This is a genomic window from Pedobacter psychrodurus, assembly GCF_004331735.1.
GTDB lineage: Bacteria > Bacteroidota > Bacteroidia > Sphingobacteriales > Sphingobacteriaceae > Pedobacter > Pedobacter psychrodurus.
In genome coordinates this window covers 120,867-134,923 of the sequence record NZ_SJSO01000014.1, presented here as the reverse complement: position 1 = coordinate 134,923, position 14,057 = coordinate 120,867, and the positions used below count along the sequence as shown (strand labels likewise).

Annotated in this window: 12 protein-coding genes; 7 read left to right on the top strand and 5 right to left on the bottom strand. The window is 38.5% G+C overall.

Translation table 11 applies throughout. The annotated features are described in order from the left end of the window. Positions 1-1,059 precede the first annotated feature (1,059 nt). From EZ456_RS16570 to EZ456_RS16555, 4 genes are all read left to right on the top strand, one after another. Positions 1,060-1,263: a hypothetical protein gene (locus EZ456_RS16570; RefSeq protein WP_025143865.1), complete on the top strand. Its 204-nt coding sequence runs from the start codon at positions 1,060-1,062 to the stop codon at positions 1,261-1,263. A 75-nt stretch (positions 1,264-1,338) separates the two neighbouring features. Beyond that, positions 1,339-2,238: an MBL fold metallo-hydrolase gene (locus tag EZ456_RS16565; RefSeq protein WP_131532017.1), complete on the top strand. Its 900-nt coding sequence runs from the start codon at positions 1,339-1,341 to the stop codon at positions 2,236-2,238. Positions 2,239-2,831: 593 nt separating this feature from the next. Beyond that, positions 2,832-4,151, top strand: a complete 1,320-nt coding sequence (locus tag EZ456_RS16560; RefSeq protein WP_131532015.1) for a cytochrome ubiquinol oxidase subunit I — start codon at positions 2,832-2,834, stop codon at positions 4,149-4,151. A gap of 112 nt (positions 4,152-4,263) precedes the next feature. Beyond that, the gene (locus tag EZ456_RS16555; RefSeq protein WP_131532013.1) at positions 4,264-5,268 is read left to right on the top strand and encodes a cytochrome d ubiquinol oxidase subunit II; all 1,005 of its coding nucleotides are present in this window, start codon (positions 4,264-4,266) and stop codon (positions 5,266-5,268) included. A gap of 150 nt (positions 5,269-5,418) precedes the next feature. Here EZ456_RS16555 and EZ456_RS16550 read toward each other — a convergent pair whose 3' ends face one another. The 3 genes from EZ456_RS16550 to accD form a co-directional block, all read right to left on the bottom strand. Next, the gene (locus EZ456_RS16550) at positions 5,419-6,966 is read right to left on the bottom strand and encodes a M20/M25/M40 family metallo-hydrolase (protein ID WP_131532011.1); all 1,548 of its coding nucleotides are present in this window, start codon (positions 6,964-6,966) and stop codon (positions 5,419-5,421) included. A gap of 226 nt (positions 6,967-7,192) precedes the next feature. Continuing rightward, positions 7,193-7,657, bottom strand: coding sequence for a YciI family protein (locus tag EZ456_RS16545; protein ID WP_131532009.1), 465 nt, complete (start codon positions 7,655-7,657; stop codon positions 7,193-7,195). A 311-nt stretch (positions 7,658-7,968) separates the two neighbouring features. Continuing rightward, positions 7,969-8,814, bottom strand: a complete 846-nt coding sequence (gene accD / locus EZ456_RS16540) for an acetyl-CoA carboxylase, carboxyltransferase subunit beta (RefSeq protein ID WP_131532007.1) — start codon at positions 8,812-8,814, stop codon at positions 7,969-7,971. A 310-nt stretch (positions 8,815-9,124) separates the two neighbouring features. Between accD and fbaA the strand changes: the two genes are divergently transcribed. From fbaA to EZ456_RS16525, 3 genes are all read left to right on the top strand, one after another. Continuing rightward, a complete protein-coding gene (gene fbaA / locus EZ456_RS16535; RefSeq protein ID WP_029276269.1) occupies positions 9,125-10,204 on the top strand; it encodes a class II fructose-bisphosphate aldolase in 1,080 nt (359 codons plus the stop codon). A gap of 149 nt (positions 10,205-10,353) precedes the next feature. Beyond that, on the top strand, positions 10,354-10,860 hold the full coding sequence (locus EZ456_RS16530) for a low affinity iron permease family protein (RefSeq protein ID WP_131532005.1): 507 nt from the start codon (positions 10,354-10,356) through the stop codon (positions 10,858-10,860). Further along, positions 10,835-11,257: a GNAT family N-acetyltransferase gene (locus EZ456_RS16525; RefSeq protein WP_131532003.1), complete on the top strand. Its 423-nt coding sequence runs from the start codon at positions 10,835-10,837 to the stop codon at positions 11,255-11,257. The genes EZ456_RS16530 and EZ456_RS16525 overlap by 26 nt, the downstream gene beginning before the upstream one ends. Before the next feature lie 143 nt (positions 11,258-11,400). Here EZ456_RS16525 and EZ456_RS16520 read toward each other — a convergent pair whose 3' ends face one another. Next, positions 11,401-12,261, bottom strand: coding sequence for a hydroxymethylglutaryl-CoA lyase (locus tag EZ456_RS16520; protein ID WP_131532001.1), 861 nt, complete (start codon positions 12,259-12,261; stop codon positions 11,401-11,403). 353 nt (positions 12,262-12,614) lie between these two features. Further along, positions 12,615-13,940, bottom strand: coding sequence for an NAD(P)/FAD-dependent oxidoreductase (locus EZ456_RS16515; protein ID WP_131532000.1), 1,326 nt, complete (start codon positions 13,938-13,940; stop codon positions 12,615-12,617). Between the last annotated feature and the right edge of the window lie 117 nt (positions 13,941-14,057).

Sequence of the window (14,057 nt, the reverse complement as noted above, 5' to 3'; positions counted from 1 at the left end):
ATTGACGGTTTAATCGCATGGTGCCTAATCTGTTCTGCGCCCTGCAGCCCAAAATAGTATTACAGGCTGTGCCACTTAAACCTGATCGGAACGAACACGGAGCGTAGCCGAGTAAAGTAAAGAGCAGGACTACATCTGCCTAAATGCCACTGTGGCTGATTTCCAAAATAAACAATCAATTTTGAAATAATATACGCTTAACTATTTAAGCCAATAAAAATCTCTTGCAAAACTCAAAAATAAAGATTATATTTAATTAAGATAAAGGCATTTCACGCCATTTTAATGTAGTTCCAGAACGAAACCTTATCAAATTCCCCGTGGTATAAGGTTAAGCAAATTTTAAATAGCTTTTTACTAATGCATTATGCACCTTAAAAAGGTATACTGATTAAAATTGTTAACCCTGGAAACTAACCATGTTTTCAATAATCTATATCGTCATGGAAAAGAGTCAAAACAATCAAAATCTAGAGAACGCGAAGCAGGAAGAAAAATTAGATAAAGAGAGGAAACACATTTACAAGTTTATCCTTAATCCATTTTCGTTTGAATCTTCAAATCATTTCAATAAAATCCATAAAAGAAGATTTCATTCTTTCGGCTGCATTCATGAATTAGGAAAACTTCCTGGTTCAATGTTGTAATTACCAAAGGTTAACATGATTATTAATACTAATGGCTTTTCTGAAGAGAGGAAGATACCTCTTTGGGTTATGTTAAGATAAAATGCTTTGGTTGATTACGAAGCAACCATTAAGGTCATGTTATGCCGCATTTTATGAGTTACTAAAGCTGGATTGTCCTGAGCTTCTAAAATGGTAGTCATTCCCATGCAGGTGGGAACCACAAAGTGCTCAGCGAAGCTAATCCTAAAACTTATGTATTAGATTCCCAAGCAACCCGATAGCTATCGGGTTGGGAATGACGCAACAACACAAACTAACTTAATAACGTTGTGTATTACCAAACAATTATATATAAACACATTCCCAAAAAAACTAATAAAAACAATCTTATTTTTAGCTTGTTCCTATAGTACATCAATTTACAATTACTATGGAAACAAATAAAGAAAAAGGTAAAGTTGTTGAGAACGATTTACTGGATAAAACAGCAGAAGATATTAAAGAGGATAGAACACTGGATGAGAACAAATCATCGAAAGTGACTACCAATTTGTTTAATAAAGATAAAGACCGTAAAAACAATTCATTCGGCCCAGGGCATGAGCCAGGCACCACACCGGGTTCGGGAATATAAATTTTGTTAATTTACGATCAAAATCATTAGATTTAAACCACGGCATTTGCTGTGGTTTTTTAGCTTAATCCCAAAATGGAAAGAAGAAATTTTATTAAAAATTCGGCATTGGCTATGGCCTTGCTTTCGATTTATAAAACAGATGTTTTTGCGCAGCAGGAATTGTTCCGTGCCTATAATTTTAAACCGCTTCGTAACGATGTGGGCATATTTACCGAGCAGGGTGGTACAATCGGCTGGTTAAATTCGAGCAATGGTTTTGTGGTGGTAGATGCGCAGTTCCCCACTACGGCACCGCATGTAATCGACGAATTAAAAAAACTTGGCGAAAAACCTTTCAAATACCTGATTAATACCCACCATCATGGCGACCATACCGCAGGGAATATTTCCTTTAAAGGTTTAGCCGAAAAAGTTGTGGCGCATCAAAACTCGTTGGTGAACCAAAAAAGAGGAGCGGAGAAAGCAAATAATTTAGACAAACAGTTATTGCCCGATACTACTTTTGGAACAAAATGGAGTGCAAAAGTAGGAGATGAAAACATAAAAGCTTACTATTATGGCTCTGGTCATACCAATGGCGATGCGGTTTATCATTTTGAGCATGCAAATATTGCACATGTTGGCGATTTGGTGTTCAATCGTAAGTTTCCTTATATAGACAGAGAAAATGGGGCACACATCGGCAATTGGATTACAGCCTTGGATAAAATTTTAGCTCAGTTTGATAACGATACCTTGTTTATCTGGGGACACAGCTTAGATCCCGAAAAAGTAACAGGAAACAAAGCAGATGTTAAGGCTTTTCAAAATTACCTTCAAAATCTTTTAACTTTTGTAAGTGGAGAAATCAAGGCGGGTAAGAGCAAAGAAGACATCTTAAAAGCGACTTCAATTCCAAATGCCTCCGAATGGCAGGGAGATGGCATTCAAAGGAGCTTAACTGCTGCTTATGATGAGTTGAAAGGGGGTTAGAAGATTTTCGTCATCGCTATAAGGCTTTTTTAGCCGACGAAGCAATCTCAAAAGCGGTGATTATAATGTTGTCTTAATTTATTGGGGTAAGAATTTTTTTGCTGATAATTTTTTGAGTGAATTAGTTCACTGTAATCCTTCGACTCCGCTACCATTAACGTATTTGTTTAAATGCCTAAAAATCAATTTTTGTGCAAAAAAAACCTTTATCTTGATTTATAAAACAAATTAACATTATGGATAGCTTGGGAAATATATTACTAGCACAAACCTTTCATTGTAAACCCGATAGTAGTGGATGCCGATTTTTCATCGGCTGGAACGAATAGCGGGATTGTCAAACCCTATGGAATACTGACATTCATTTCCAAAGCCTAAAACGCTACAAAAGTCATTTATATTGATTTTTATACAATAAATTAGCCCTCAGTATGACAACCCACTATTTTGTATTCATGTAGCAACGAACATCCAAATCTTTTTTCAATTTATAAACGTTCTATATTTAAAATAATTCTAAACTGCTTCGGTGAAACCACTATAACTAAACCCTTATCTGTTATATTTGTGTTACACAAAATCCAATATCAGATATGGATGATTTTATCGCAGCCCGTTCCCAGATGGCTTTATCATTAGGCTTCCACATTATTTTTTCTTGTATTGGCATGGTTATGCCTTTCTTTATGGCCGTTTCGCATTATAAATGGCTTAAAACAAATGATGAGGTGTATAAAAACCTCACGAAAGCCTGGAGTAAAGGTGTTGCGATATTCTTCGCTACGGGCGCGGTATCGGGTACCATGTTGTCATTCGAATTGGGACTGCTCTGGCCAAAATTTATGGATCATGCTGGACCAATATTTGGAATGCCTTTTTCTCTTGAAGGAACAGCCTTTTTTATAGAAGCCATTGCCCTTGGTTTTTTCCTTTACGGATGGAATAAGTTAAATAAATGGTTTCATTGGTTTACTGGTATGGTAGTGGGGGTAAGTGGCCTGGCTTCAGGAATTTTGGTGGTTGCCGCAAATGCCTGGATGAACAGTCCGGCGGGTTTTGATTTTGTAAACGGGCAATACCTTAATATCGATCCCATACAGGCCATGTTCAATAAAGCATGGTTTAGTCAGGCTTTACACATGTGTTTAGCCGCATTTACCGCTACAGGCTTTGCTGTGGCAGGTGTACATGCTTTAATGATTCTGAGAGACCGCAATAAAGAATTTCACTTAAAAGCTTTTAAAATTGCGGCAATATTTGCCTGTATAGGTGCATTATTACAGCCTTTAAGTGGCGATATTTCAGCAAAAGATGTAGCCAAAAGGCAACCTGCCAAACTTGCTGCTATGGAAGCTTTGTATAAAACCGAGAAACCTGCTCCACTATTAATTGGAGGCATTGTGAACGAGAAAGACAAAACGGTAAAGGGTGCAATCGAAATCCCTGGTGCTTTAAGTTTTCTGGCGCATGGCGATTTCAAAGCTGAAGTTAAGGGGCTGGATCAGATTCCTGAAAACGAACATCCGCCAGTGGCCATAACCCATTATGCTTTTCAGATTATGGTTGGGATTGGTACACTGCTACTTTTAGTATCTTTAACTTATTTCTTCATTCTATTTAAAAAGAAACCTTTAACTGAGAAGCGCTGGTTGTTGAAATTATTTGTTTTCGCCATTCCGCTTGGTTACATCGCTTTAGAGGCCGGTTGGGTAGTTACGGAGGTTGGTAGGCAGCCATGGATCATTTATGGCATTATGCGTACTAAAGATGCGGTTACGCCAATGCCAGGAATTGCTTACTCCTTTTATATCTTCTCGGCCATTTACGTTTCTTTAAGCATTATTGTAACGTTTTTGCTTTACCGCCAGATCAAAATGGTGCCAGTGCTCTATAACAAACCAGAATCTAAATAATTAATTAACCACAGATGAAAAGGATGAACACGGATAATGTTGCTGATACTTACTCATTAAGCTACTTAAAATCTGTGTTTATCTGTTTGAATCTGTGGTAAAAAAATAAATGATGGAACAAATTGTAATTACATTTTTATGCATGGCCATCCTGCTCTACTTTTTATTGGGAGGTGCCGATTTTGGCGCAGGAATTATTGAGCTTTTTACTTCAACAAAGAACAGAAGTAGAACACGTAAAACCTTGTACCACGCCATTGGTCCGGTTTGGGAAGCCAACCACATGTGGCTGATTATTGCAATTGTGATACTTTTTGTGGGTTTCCCACATATTTATACCACGATGTCGGTTTACCTGCATATTCCTTTGGCGATTATGCTCATCGGGATTATTGCGCGCGGTACCGCATTTGTATTCCGTCATTATGATGCCGTTAAAGATGATATGCATTGGCTGTATAACCGTATATTCAGGTATTCGAGTTTTGTTACGGCACTGTTTCTTGGTATTATTGCCGGAAGCTTAATTTCGGGGCATATAAACACTCAGGCGACCGATTTTTATACTGCCTATATTTCGGGTTGGCTGAACTGGTTTTCTGTTGCTGTGGGCTTGTTTACGGTTGCGCTCTGTGGTTTCCTTGCCGCTATTTACCTTATAGGTGAAACAAAAGAAGCGCATGATAAACGCCGTTTCATTAAAAAAGCTGAATTTATGAATGTAGCCGCTGTAGTTTTTGGTGCGATGGTTTTTATTGCTGCCCAAAGGGATGGAATTCCATTGATTGATTGGGTTTTTAAAAGTAATGTGGGTTTATCTGCCATCATTCTGGCGAGTTTATCTCTGGTTTTGTTGTGGTACTTACTGCTTAGGGGTAAAACAAAGATATTGCGTGTTTTAGCAGGCTTTCAGGTCACCATGATTCTATTGGCAATTAGTTATGCGCATTTTCCAAATTTTATCCGTTTAAAAAACGGAGATGCGATTTCACTACTCGAAACAGTCGGACCAGAAAAAACTATTTACAGTTTAGGTTTAGCACTTTTGCTCGGGAGTGTGTTGATTTTACCTTTTCTGGGATATTTGTTTTATAAGTTTCAGAAGAAAGAGGAATAAATTTCTTGTTAGGCTGAGGCACGAAGCATCTTTTTCATAGTTGCAGATGCTTCGTACCTCAGCATGACAGCGTGTTTAAGATTTCTGCAATAAAACAAAAAAAGAGCACTTGTTTCCAAATGCTCCTTTAAAAACGTATTCAAATCTTATCTACAACCCACCTTTTCTGTTCGATTTTGTTTGTACCGGCCATGTTGCCGGTTTTCCGGTACGTTCGTTTACAGGTAAATCTGTGGCTTTTTCGTTCGAGGTTTTCTCAGGATCCTCGCAAGCCATATAAACCATAATGGCGGCTAAAATCACATTACTTCTAATTTCGTCGAAAACCAATTTATCGTAACTGTCTCGGTTGGTATGCCAGGTATACGTTCCATAATCCCAGCTGGTAGAGCTTAACGAGTAACCCAATGCTCCGGCAGCTACAAATGAAGCAAAGTCTGATCCTCCAGCACCAGGTGATCCCGGGAAACTGGTTTTGATCTGGTTTTTAATGGTGTCTGGTACTGCAGCCAACCAACGGGTAATGTAATCTTTTGATTTAGCGAATCCTTGGCCACCGATATTAACCACACGACCTGTACCGTTATCCTGGTTAAACAAAGCCTGAAGATTGTTTACAATCTCTGGATGATCTTCTACAAAAGCCCTTGATCCATTTAAACCTTGCTCTTCGCTTCCCCAGTGCCCAACCAAGATAGTACGTTTTGGGTTGGGATAGATTTTTTTTAGAATGCGCATGGCTTCCATCATTAAAATGGTTCCTGAGCCGTTATCAGTAGCGCCACTTGCGCCATCCCACGAATCGAAATGTGCCGATAACATTACATACTCATTTGGTTTCTGTGTGCCTTTTATTTCAGCTAGGGTATTAAAGGTTGGCACAGTGCCTAATTTCTTAGAATCTGCTTCGATTCTTAGTTTAGGTTTATCACCATTCAGTACCAAGCGGTAAACTAAACCATAATCTTCAACTGATAAATCTAAAGTTGGGACCTTTTTTGTATTTGCACCAAAAATTTTATCTACACCAAAACCCTGCGACCAGTTATTGATCACTACCGCTACTGCACCTGCATTTTCTATAGCTACAGGAAGCGTTTTTGCTGTTAAACCCGTTTTAGCTAAACTCGCTGTCCATGCTTTAGCGGCATCGGCTTTTTCTTTTTTAAACTTTTCGAACAAATCTTTGGTGGCAAATTCCTCCCAGTTTTTTTCTGGTCGGCCAGAAAGTTGATTCATAGAAATCAAGACGATTTTGCCCTTTACATTGGGTAACCATTTTTGAAAAGATACCGAATCTGTAATTTCTGGGAGAATAATTGCTTCTGCATTAATGGCTTTACCATTGGTAGATGGGCTCCAAGCCAATTGTGTACCTTCTAAGGTTCTAACGCGTGGGCTTACTAAATCGATGTGGGTAATGCCTCTTTCCCAGCCGGCCCATTCGCCCCATTTTTCATTTTTTGCCGAGATACCCCAATCGCTATATTTTTTTACGGCCCAATCATTGGCTTGTTTCATTTGTGGAGAACCGACTAAACGTGGTCCAACAACATCTAAAAGTTCATGTGCAAGTTTCTCCAATTGAGAATTTTCGTTCACTTCTTTAACAATATTGTCGATTACTTTCTTGTCTTGTGCAAAAACGCCGGCCGAAGCGCACAGCAATAGTGCAGAAAATAGTAGTTTTTTATTCATAATTAGTTAGGTTGATTATTTGATATGCTAATTTATGAAATAAGGTGTAGGGTTAGCGGATGTTAATGGAAATGTTGCAGTAAGTAGAGTCGTTGCGAGGTGGTTGGAGGTGGTGTCAGATGTTCCCATCTGACACAAAATTGAGTGCTTTGCAGAAGTTAGATTTGATAAAAGGTCAGATGGTAACATCTGACCTCACTTGGGCCAGGTCTTCCGTGCTAAATAGCTAAAAGCTCTTTTTCTGGATCTTATCATGAAAAGGTAAATACTCAGCAAGTGCTGCCGAACCGTACCAATTGTATAATTCTGGTTCTAGTAATTTTGCTTTTATTGCCGGATCGCTTTCTAATAATTGTTTTGCCTCTTCGATCGATTTTGTGTTTAAAACGAAAATGCCACGGTAATTTTTATCGTTTTTACCCATCGGGCCTGCGACTACGAGTTTTTGCATTTCGACCATTTTGCCCATGTTTGCCATGTGACCTGCAAATAAACTATCGGTTTTGGCTTTCGTTTCGGTTATATTCGAACCTGATTTCAGAATAACCAGAACATACATTTTCATGCCATAACTATCGGCACCGAGTTTTTTGGCCAATGCTTCATCGTAAGGAACTTTGGTTTTTTTATCCTGAGCCTGCGTAGAGAACATAGCGGTGATCAGGGAGATGAATAGGACTAACTTTTTCATTTTAGTTTATGGTTTGGTTAGTTTAAAAATAAGAAAAATTGTGGTTATTTATTCCCTTCCTTTGGAGAGCTTGCTCCGATGCTTTTCGGAGGGTGCCCGCAGGGCAGGGTGGTTGTAGCACTCGCTGGGAAAACCCCATCAAAAGAACCACTGGCCCACGTTAATTAAACCTGATTGAAGTGAAAGCCCGCAGTGTAGCGAGGATTTAATAAGAAAAGCAGGACTGAATTAACCGAAGTTATTCAAGCCCTGCTTTTCTTATTATAGTTTCGTTTCTGTCATTTATTAGTCGATTGCACTAATGAACCAAATTAATTATTCATCATTTTAATAAAAGCGCCCAATTTAGCTTTCATGGCTCTTCTATCCACAATAAAATCGAGGAAACCATGTTCAAGAACGAATTCTGAGGTTTGGAAACCTTTTGGTAAGTCTTTTTTAATGGTTTCTTTAATTACCCGCGGACCAGCAAAACCAATCAGTGCACCAGGTTCTGCAATATTGATATCGCCTAACATCGCGTATGATGCCGTTACACCACCTGTTGTTGGATCGGTTAATAAAGAGATATATGGAACTTTAGCCTGACCCAATAAAGCGAGTTTAGCTGACGTTTTAGCCATTTGCATTAATGAAAATGCGGCTTCCATCATACGCGCACCACCTGATTTAGAAATCATCAGGAACGGAACTTTATGTTTGATACTATAATCGATCGATCTTGCAATCTTTTCTCCTACAACCGAGCCCATTGAACCGCCAATAAAAGCGAAATCCATACAGGCTATAACAAGATCTTGTCCTTCGATTTTACCAACACCTGCACGGATAGCATCTTTTAAGCCTGTTTTAGCCTGACTTTCTTTAATTCTGTCGGTGTAAGGTTTGTTATCGTTAAAATTTAAAGGGTCGCCTGATGTTAGGTTAGGGAACAGCTCTTTAAACTCGTTATTATCAAATAAAACCTCGAAATATTCTTTTGAGCCCACTCTCAGGTGGTAATCGCAGTAATGACAAACGTATTTGTTTTCCTGAAGTTCTGCCTGATGTAGCGGTTTCTTACAATTTGGACACTTATTCCACAATCCATCTGGTGCTTCCTTCTTCTCTTCTGTTGTGGTAATGATACCTTTATTCTCTCTTTTAAACCAAGCCATATAATTTTTTAAAGAATTGGATTGCAAAGAAACGAAAAATATAATAAAGTAGAACCTTATTTAGATGTAAAAATAGTCGATGGTTAGTTGGTTGATAGTTGATTGCCAATTACAGAAGTGCTTAAAAACTTTCCTTTGCTCATTGCCAACTGCAAATTGTTAACTATAGTGTGTGTTTTTTACACTAAGGATAATGTGTTTTTTACACTAAATAGGCCTTATTTTGCTGTTAAGCAAATAATTCTGTTGTTAGAAAAGCTTGGAATGTTATTTTTTTTTATAACTTCGGACTTAATAAAATTAACAAGAAATGAGTTTAAAAGGCTACAAAGGCGTAATTTACGGAGATGCCGTTCAAGAATTGTTTGAGCAGGCTAAAAAACATCAGTTTGCTTTACCAGCAGTAAACGTAACCGGTACAAATACGGTTAACGCGGTATTGGAGACTGCTAAGGCAGTAAATTCGCCTGTTATGATTCAATTATCTAATGGCGGTGCGCAATTTTATGCGGGCAAATCTTTAGATAATGAGAAATTGCAAGCATGTATTTTAGGTGCTGTATCGGCAGCTAAACATGTACATTTATTGGCAGAGCATTATGGTGTTGCCGTGGTTTTACATACCGACCACGCCGCTAAAAAATTATTGCCTTGGATTGATGGACTTTTAGACCACGGTGAAAAATTCTTCGCTGAAACTGGAAAGCCTTTGTTTTCATCACACATGTTGGATTTGTCTGAGGAGTCGATCGAAGAAAACATGGAAATTTCTGCTAAATACTTAGCACGCATGGCTAAAATGAATATGACTATCGAAATCGAACTTGGTGTTACAGGTGGTGAGGAAGATGGTGTTGATAACAGCGATGTAGACAGCTCTAAATTATATACTCAACCTAGCGAAGTGGCTTATGCTTACGAAGAATTAAGCAAAGTTTCTCCTCGTTTTACGGTTGCAGCTGCCTTTGGTAACGTACACGGTGTTTATAAACCAGGTAACGTAAAATTGCAACCGGTAATTTTGAAAAACTCTCAGGATTTTATCAAAGAAAAATTCAGCTTAACTGCAGAGAAACCGATTAATTTCGTATTCCACGGTGGTTCTGGTTCTACTCAGGAAGAAATTAGAGAAGCAATTTCTTACGGTGCAATTAAAATGAATATCGATACCGATATGCAGTGGGCATTTTGGGAAGGTATTTTAGAGTATTATAAAAAGAACGAAGCTTATCTTCAAGGCCAGATTGGTAACCCTGATGGCGATGATAAACCAAATAAAAAATATTACGATCCACGCGTTTGGTTGCGTAAAGGTGAAGAAACTTTTGTTAAGCGTTTAACTACTGCTTTTGAAGATCTGAACTGTATTAACGTAAACGACAAATTATAAGGAGATTGGAATGTTGGAAAGTTGAAAGGTTTTAACGTTACAACATTCCAACCTTTCTAACATTACAACGTAAAGCAAAAGCGCCATGGGTTTAAAAACTTATGGCGCTTTTGTTTGTTTTATGGTTATATTTAAGCAAACAAATTGTAATGGCAAAATCTAAAAACGATACCAAAAAAAATAATTTTTTCGAGAAATTTGCCAATGCGGCAACCAAATTTACTGGCAGCTCTGTTGCATTTATAGCTGCAACGGCGATTGTGGTTCTTTGGGCGGTAACAGGTCCGCTTTTCGATTACTCTGAAACCTGGCAATTGGTGATTAATACGGGTACAACAATTATTACCTTTTTAATGGTTTTTTTAATTCAAAAGGCGCAGAATAAAGACGGTAAAGCCATTCAGTTAAAATTAAACGAATTGATTGCAGCACAGCAAGGTGCAAGCAACCGGATGGTAGATATTGAAGACTTGAGCGAAAAAGAATTGGATCAGTTGCATAAATTTTACGTTACGATTGCTACACTTGCCAAAAAAGAGGCCGATATTCATTGTTCGCATTCAATAGATGTGGCCAAAGAGCTCAATGAATTGAAATTAAAATCGAATAAACACTTTAAACACCACGATAATGAGTCTACAAGTTCAAAAAGTTAACCATCCCGAAGATTTAGATAAAGTATTTGCTATCCGTAAAATTGTATTTGTAGATGAACAGAACTGTCCACCGGAATTAGAGTGGGAACATGAAGATGAATCTATACATTTTCTGGCAACGAACAACGGACAGCCCTGTGGTGCCTGCAGATGGCGTAAAACGGATAATGGTTACAAGTTAGAGCGTTTTGCCGTTTTAAAAGATTTTAGAGGGCAAGGAGTTGGCCGTGCACTGATAGCTGAGGCTTTATCTGATCTGCCGGAGGATGCGCATTATATTTACCTGAACTCGCAATTAGATGCTATGAGTTTGTACGCCAAATTTGGTTTTGTAGCTGAGGGTGAGCAATTTGAAGAGGCTGGTATACAGCACTTTAAAATGGTGAAGAAAGTGTGATATAATTAGCCACGGAGGCATGAATTATTAGTGCCGTCATTTCGACTGAAGCGCAGCGAAATGGAGAAATCTTTTGATATAGATTTCTCGACTGCGTTTCACTCCGCTCGAAATGACGACAGCGCGTTGGATATGGTAAAAAACTACCCAAATATCCTCCCTGACAAAGCCATTGCTTCATTCCACTTATCCATATTCAGATTTAAATTCTCTCCTTTAGTATTCAAATAGCCAATTACATCTTCGGTAGCAATGTTGCCTGTGAGGTCATCTGCAGCCATCGGACAGCCACCAAAGCCTTTTAAAGCGGAATCAATGCGTTTTACGCCCGAACGATAAGCAGCTTCTATCTTCTCTAAGCGCTCGACAGGAGTGGAGTGTAAATGGATGCCAATTTCAGTACTGTTAAACCTTGAAATTAGTTTTGGCAGGATACTTTCGATCTTTTCTGGTGTCGAAACCCCTACTGTATCAGCAAGCGATAAAATCTCCACACCCTTACTCACCAGCACATCAGCCCATTTTTCAACAATTTCATAATTCCATTCGTCACCATAAGGATTTCCAAAACCCATCGACAGATAAACAACCGCTTTCTTGTTGTTTTTAGCGCAAATAGAGAGCATTTCTTCCACCGTACTTAATGATTGTGCGATACTTGAATTGGTGTTACGCTGTTGGAAGGTTTCTGAGATCGAAAATGGGAAACCAAGGTAATTGACTGTCTGATGCTTTATAGCGTTCTCTACGCCCTTTAAATTGGCTACAATGGCCAAAAGCTTTGTAGTGGTATTGCTTAAATCGAGTTGTGCTAAAACTTCGGCAGTATCGGCCATTTGTGGAATGGCTTTAGGTGAAACAAAACTTCCAAAATCGAGTGTGTCAAAACCAACCTGGAGCAAGAGGTTTAGATACTCAGATTTAAGTTCCGTTGGAACAAAATCATATAAGCCCTGCATGGCATCGCGTGGACATTCCACTAATTTGAAGTTGTTTTGGCTCATGTTTTTGGCTAGATGAATTTTTAGCAAAATAAGGAAAGAATTTGATATGAGGTTAATTGTTAATGGTCACGTGGTTGATAGCCATGCTGCTTAATTGATGTGTTGCAAATTAATTGACCAATTAAGTTCTAGGTTATTAATAAATAAACCATCAACGATAATCCAATAGGCTGTAGCTTTGAACAATTAACCAATTATAACAGTTAACCGATTAACCTCTAAGCTATGACCCAACAAACCATCAGCTATGATCTACTAGTCTGTCGCTATAGGCTAGTTGGCCATTAACTAACAACCATCAACTATGAACCAATAGGCCATTGCAATGACTATTGAACTGATGTACCAATGAACTAATGCACCTTCTCTTCAGTTGGTATCTCATCTCTATAATCAACGCTTCGATCTTTTGCAAAGGTTCTGATAATTAAACGGGTTCCTCTATCATAGCTGAAATAACTCCAAACCCAGTTTACGAAAACAATAATTTTGTTTCTGAAGCCTACCAAAGTCATTAAGTGCACAAACATCCAGGTAAACCATGCGAAAACCCCTTGAAAACGGATTTTGCCAATATCTACAACGGCTTTGTTTCTACCTACTGTAGCCATTGAGCCTTTATCGAAGTATTTAAATTTCTCTAAAGGTTTATTTTCTTTAATGTTGATCAGGTTTTTGGCTAAATGATGCCCTTGCTGAATGGCTGCAGGTGCAACTCCAGGATGACCGTTTGGTGTTTCTTCGTCAATAATGGCGGCCACATCGCCAATAGCATATACATTTTGGTAACCTACTACTAAATTTTGTGTATCGGTTTTCAGTCTGCCACCTCTTACCACTTCAGCTTGATCTAAACCACCTAAAACCTGGCCTTTAACGCCGGCACTCCAAATTACGGTAGAACTTAAAATGGGTGCTTTATCTTGTAAGGTAAGGGTGTGGCCATCGTAACCGAGTACCCTGGTTTCGTTCATGATCTGAACGCCCATATCGGTAAGAAAATCTTTAGCCTTTTTCTGTGCCTGTGGCGACATTACGCCTAGTAATTCAGGCGAATTTTCTATAAGGTAAATATTCACCTTGCTAAAATCCATTTCTGGATAATCGTTCGGAATAACGTGTTTTTTAAGCTCCGCAATGGCACCAGAGGTTTCAACTCCGGTTGGGCCACCACCAACCACAACAAAGTTTAATAGGGCGCTTTTTTTATCTAAATCTTTTTCAATAAGCGATTTTTCGAAATTTTGTAAAATCAAACTTCTTAAATCCAATGCTTCCGGAATTGATTTCATCGGCATTGAGTTGGCTTCAATTTCTTTATTGCCAAAGAAGTTACTGGTAGAACCTGTGGCGATAACCAGATAGTCGTAATTGATTCTACCGATATCGGTTTGTAAACAGTTTTCAGCTGCGTTAACTTCGGTAACCTTGGTTACGCGAAAAATCAGGTTCTTTTGACCTTTAAAAATCTTTCTTAGTGGGAAAGCGATCGAATCGGCTTCTAAACCTCCTGTGGCTACCTGATAAAGTAGCGGTTGAAAGGTATGATAGTTATGTTTATCGAGCATAACCACCTGAAAGGGTTTATTTTTTAAACGTTTAGCTAACTCAATTCCACCAAATCCACCGCCAACTATAACTACTCTAGGGTATTCGCTTTTAGGAAGTTGTAAATCCATTTTGTATCGGTTTATCTATTGCTAATGTAACAAAAAGATAGCCAAAAGGTTTAAAAAATGAGGTTTTGGCAGTTATTCTAGTTTAATAACGAAGATATAACGCTGGCATGACGAAGC

Excerpts from the sequence above, each read along its gene's own strand:
- EZ456_RS16520 (WP_131532001.1), bottom strand. The coding sequence starts at position 12,261 with ATGAGCCAAAACAACTTCAAATTAGTGGAATGTCCACGCGATGCCATG.
- EZ456_RS16545 (WP_131532009.1), bottom strand. The coding sequence starts at position 7,657 with ATGAAAAAGTTAGTCCTATTCATCTCCCTGATCACCGCTATGTTCTCT.
- EZ456_RS16515 (WP_131532000.1), bottom strand. The coding sequence starts at position 13,940 with ATGGATTTACAACTTCCTAAAAGCGAATACCCTAGAGTAGTTATAGTT.
- EZ456_RS16550 (WP_131532011.1), bottom strand. The coding sequence starts at position 6,966 with ATGAATAAAAAACTACTATTTTCTGCACTATTGCTGTGCGCTTCGGCC.
- EZ456_RS16565 (WP_131532017.1), top strand. The coding sequence starts at position 1,339 with ATGGAAAGAAGAAATTTTATTAAAAATTCGGCATTGGCTATGGCCTTG.
- EZ456_RS16570 (WP_025143865.1), top strand. The coding sequence starts at position 1,060 with ATGGAAACAAATAAAGAAAAAGGTAAAGTTGTTGAGAACGATTTACTG.
- EZ456_RS16560 (WP_131532015.1), top strand. The coding sequence starts at position 2,832 with ATGGATGATTTTATCGCAGCCCGTTCCCAGATGGCTTTATCATTAGGC.
- accD (WP_131532007.1), bottom strand. The coding sequence starts at position 8,814 with ATGGCTTGGTTTAAAAGAGAGAATAAAGGTATCATTACCACAACAGAA.
- EZ456_RS16525 (WP_131532003.1), top strand. The coding sequence starts at position 10,835 with ATGAGTCTACAAGTTCAAAAAGTTAACCATCCCGAAGATTTAGATAAA.
- EZ456_RS16530 (WP_131532005.1), top strand. The coding sequence starts at position 10,354 with ATGGCAAAATCTAAAAACGATACCAAAAAAAATAATTTTTTCGAGAAA.
- EZ456_RS16555 (WP_131532013.1), top strand. The coding sequence starts at position 4,264 with ATGGAACAAATTGTAATTACATTTTTATGCATGGCCATCCTGCTCTAC.
- fbaA (WP_029276269.1), top strand. The coding sequence starts at position 9,125 with ATGAGTTTAAAAGGCTACAAAGGCGTAATTTACGGAGATGCCGTTCAA.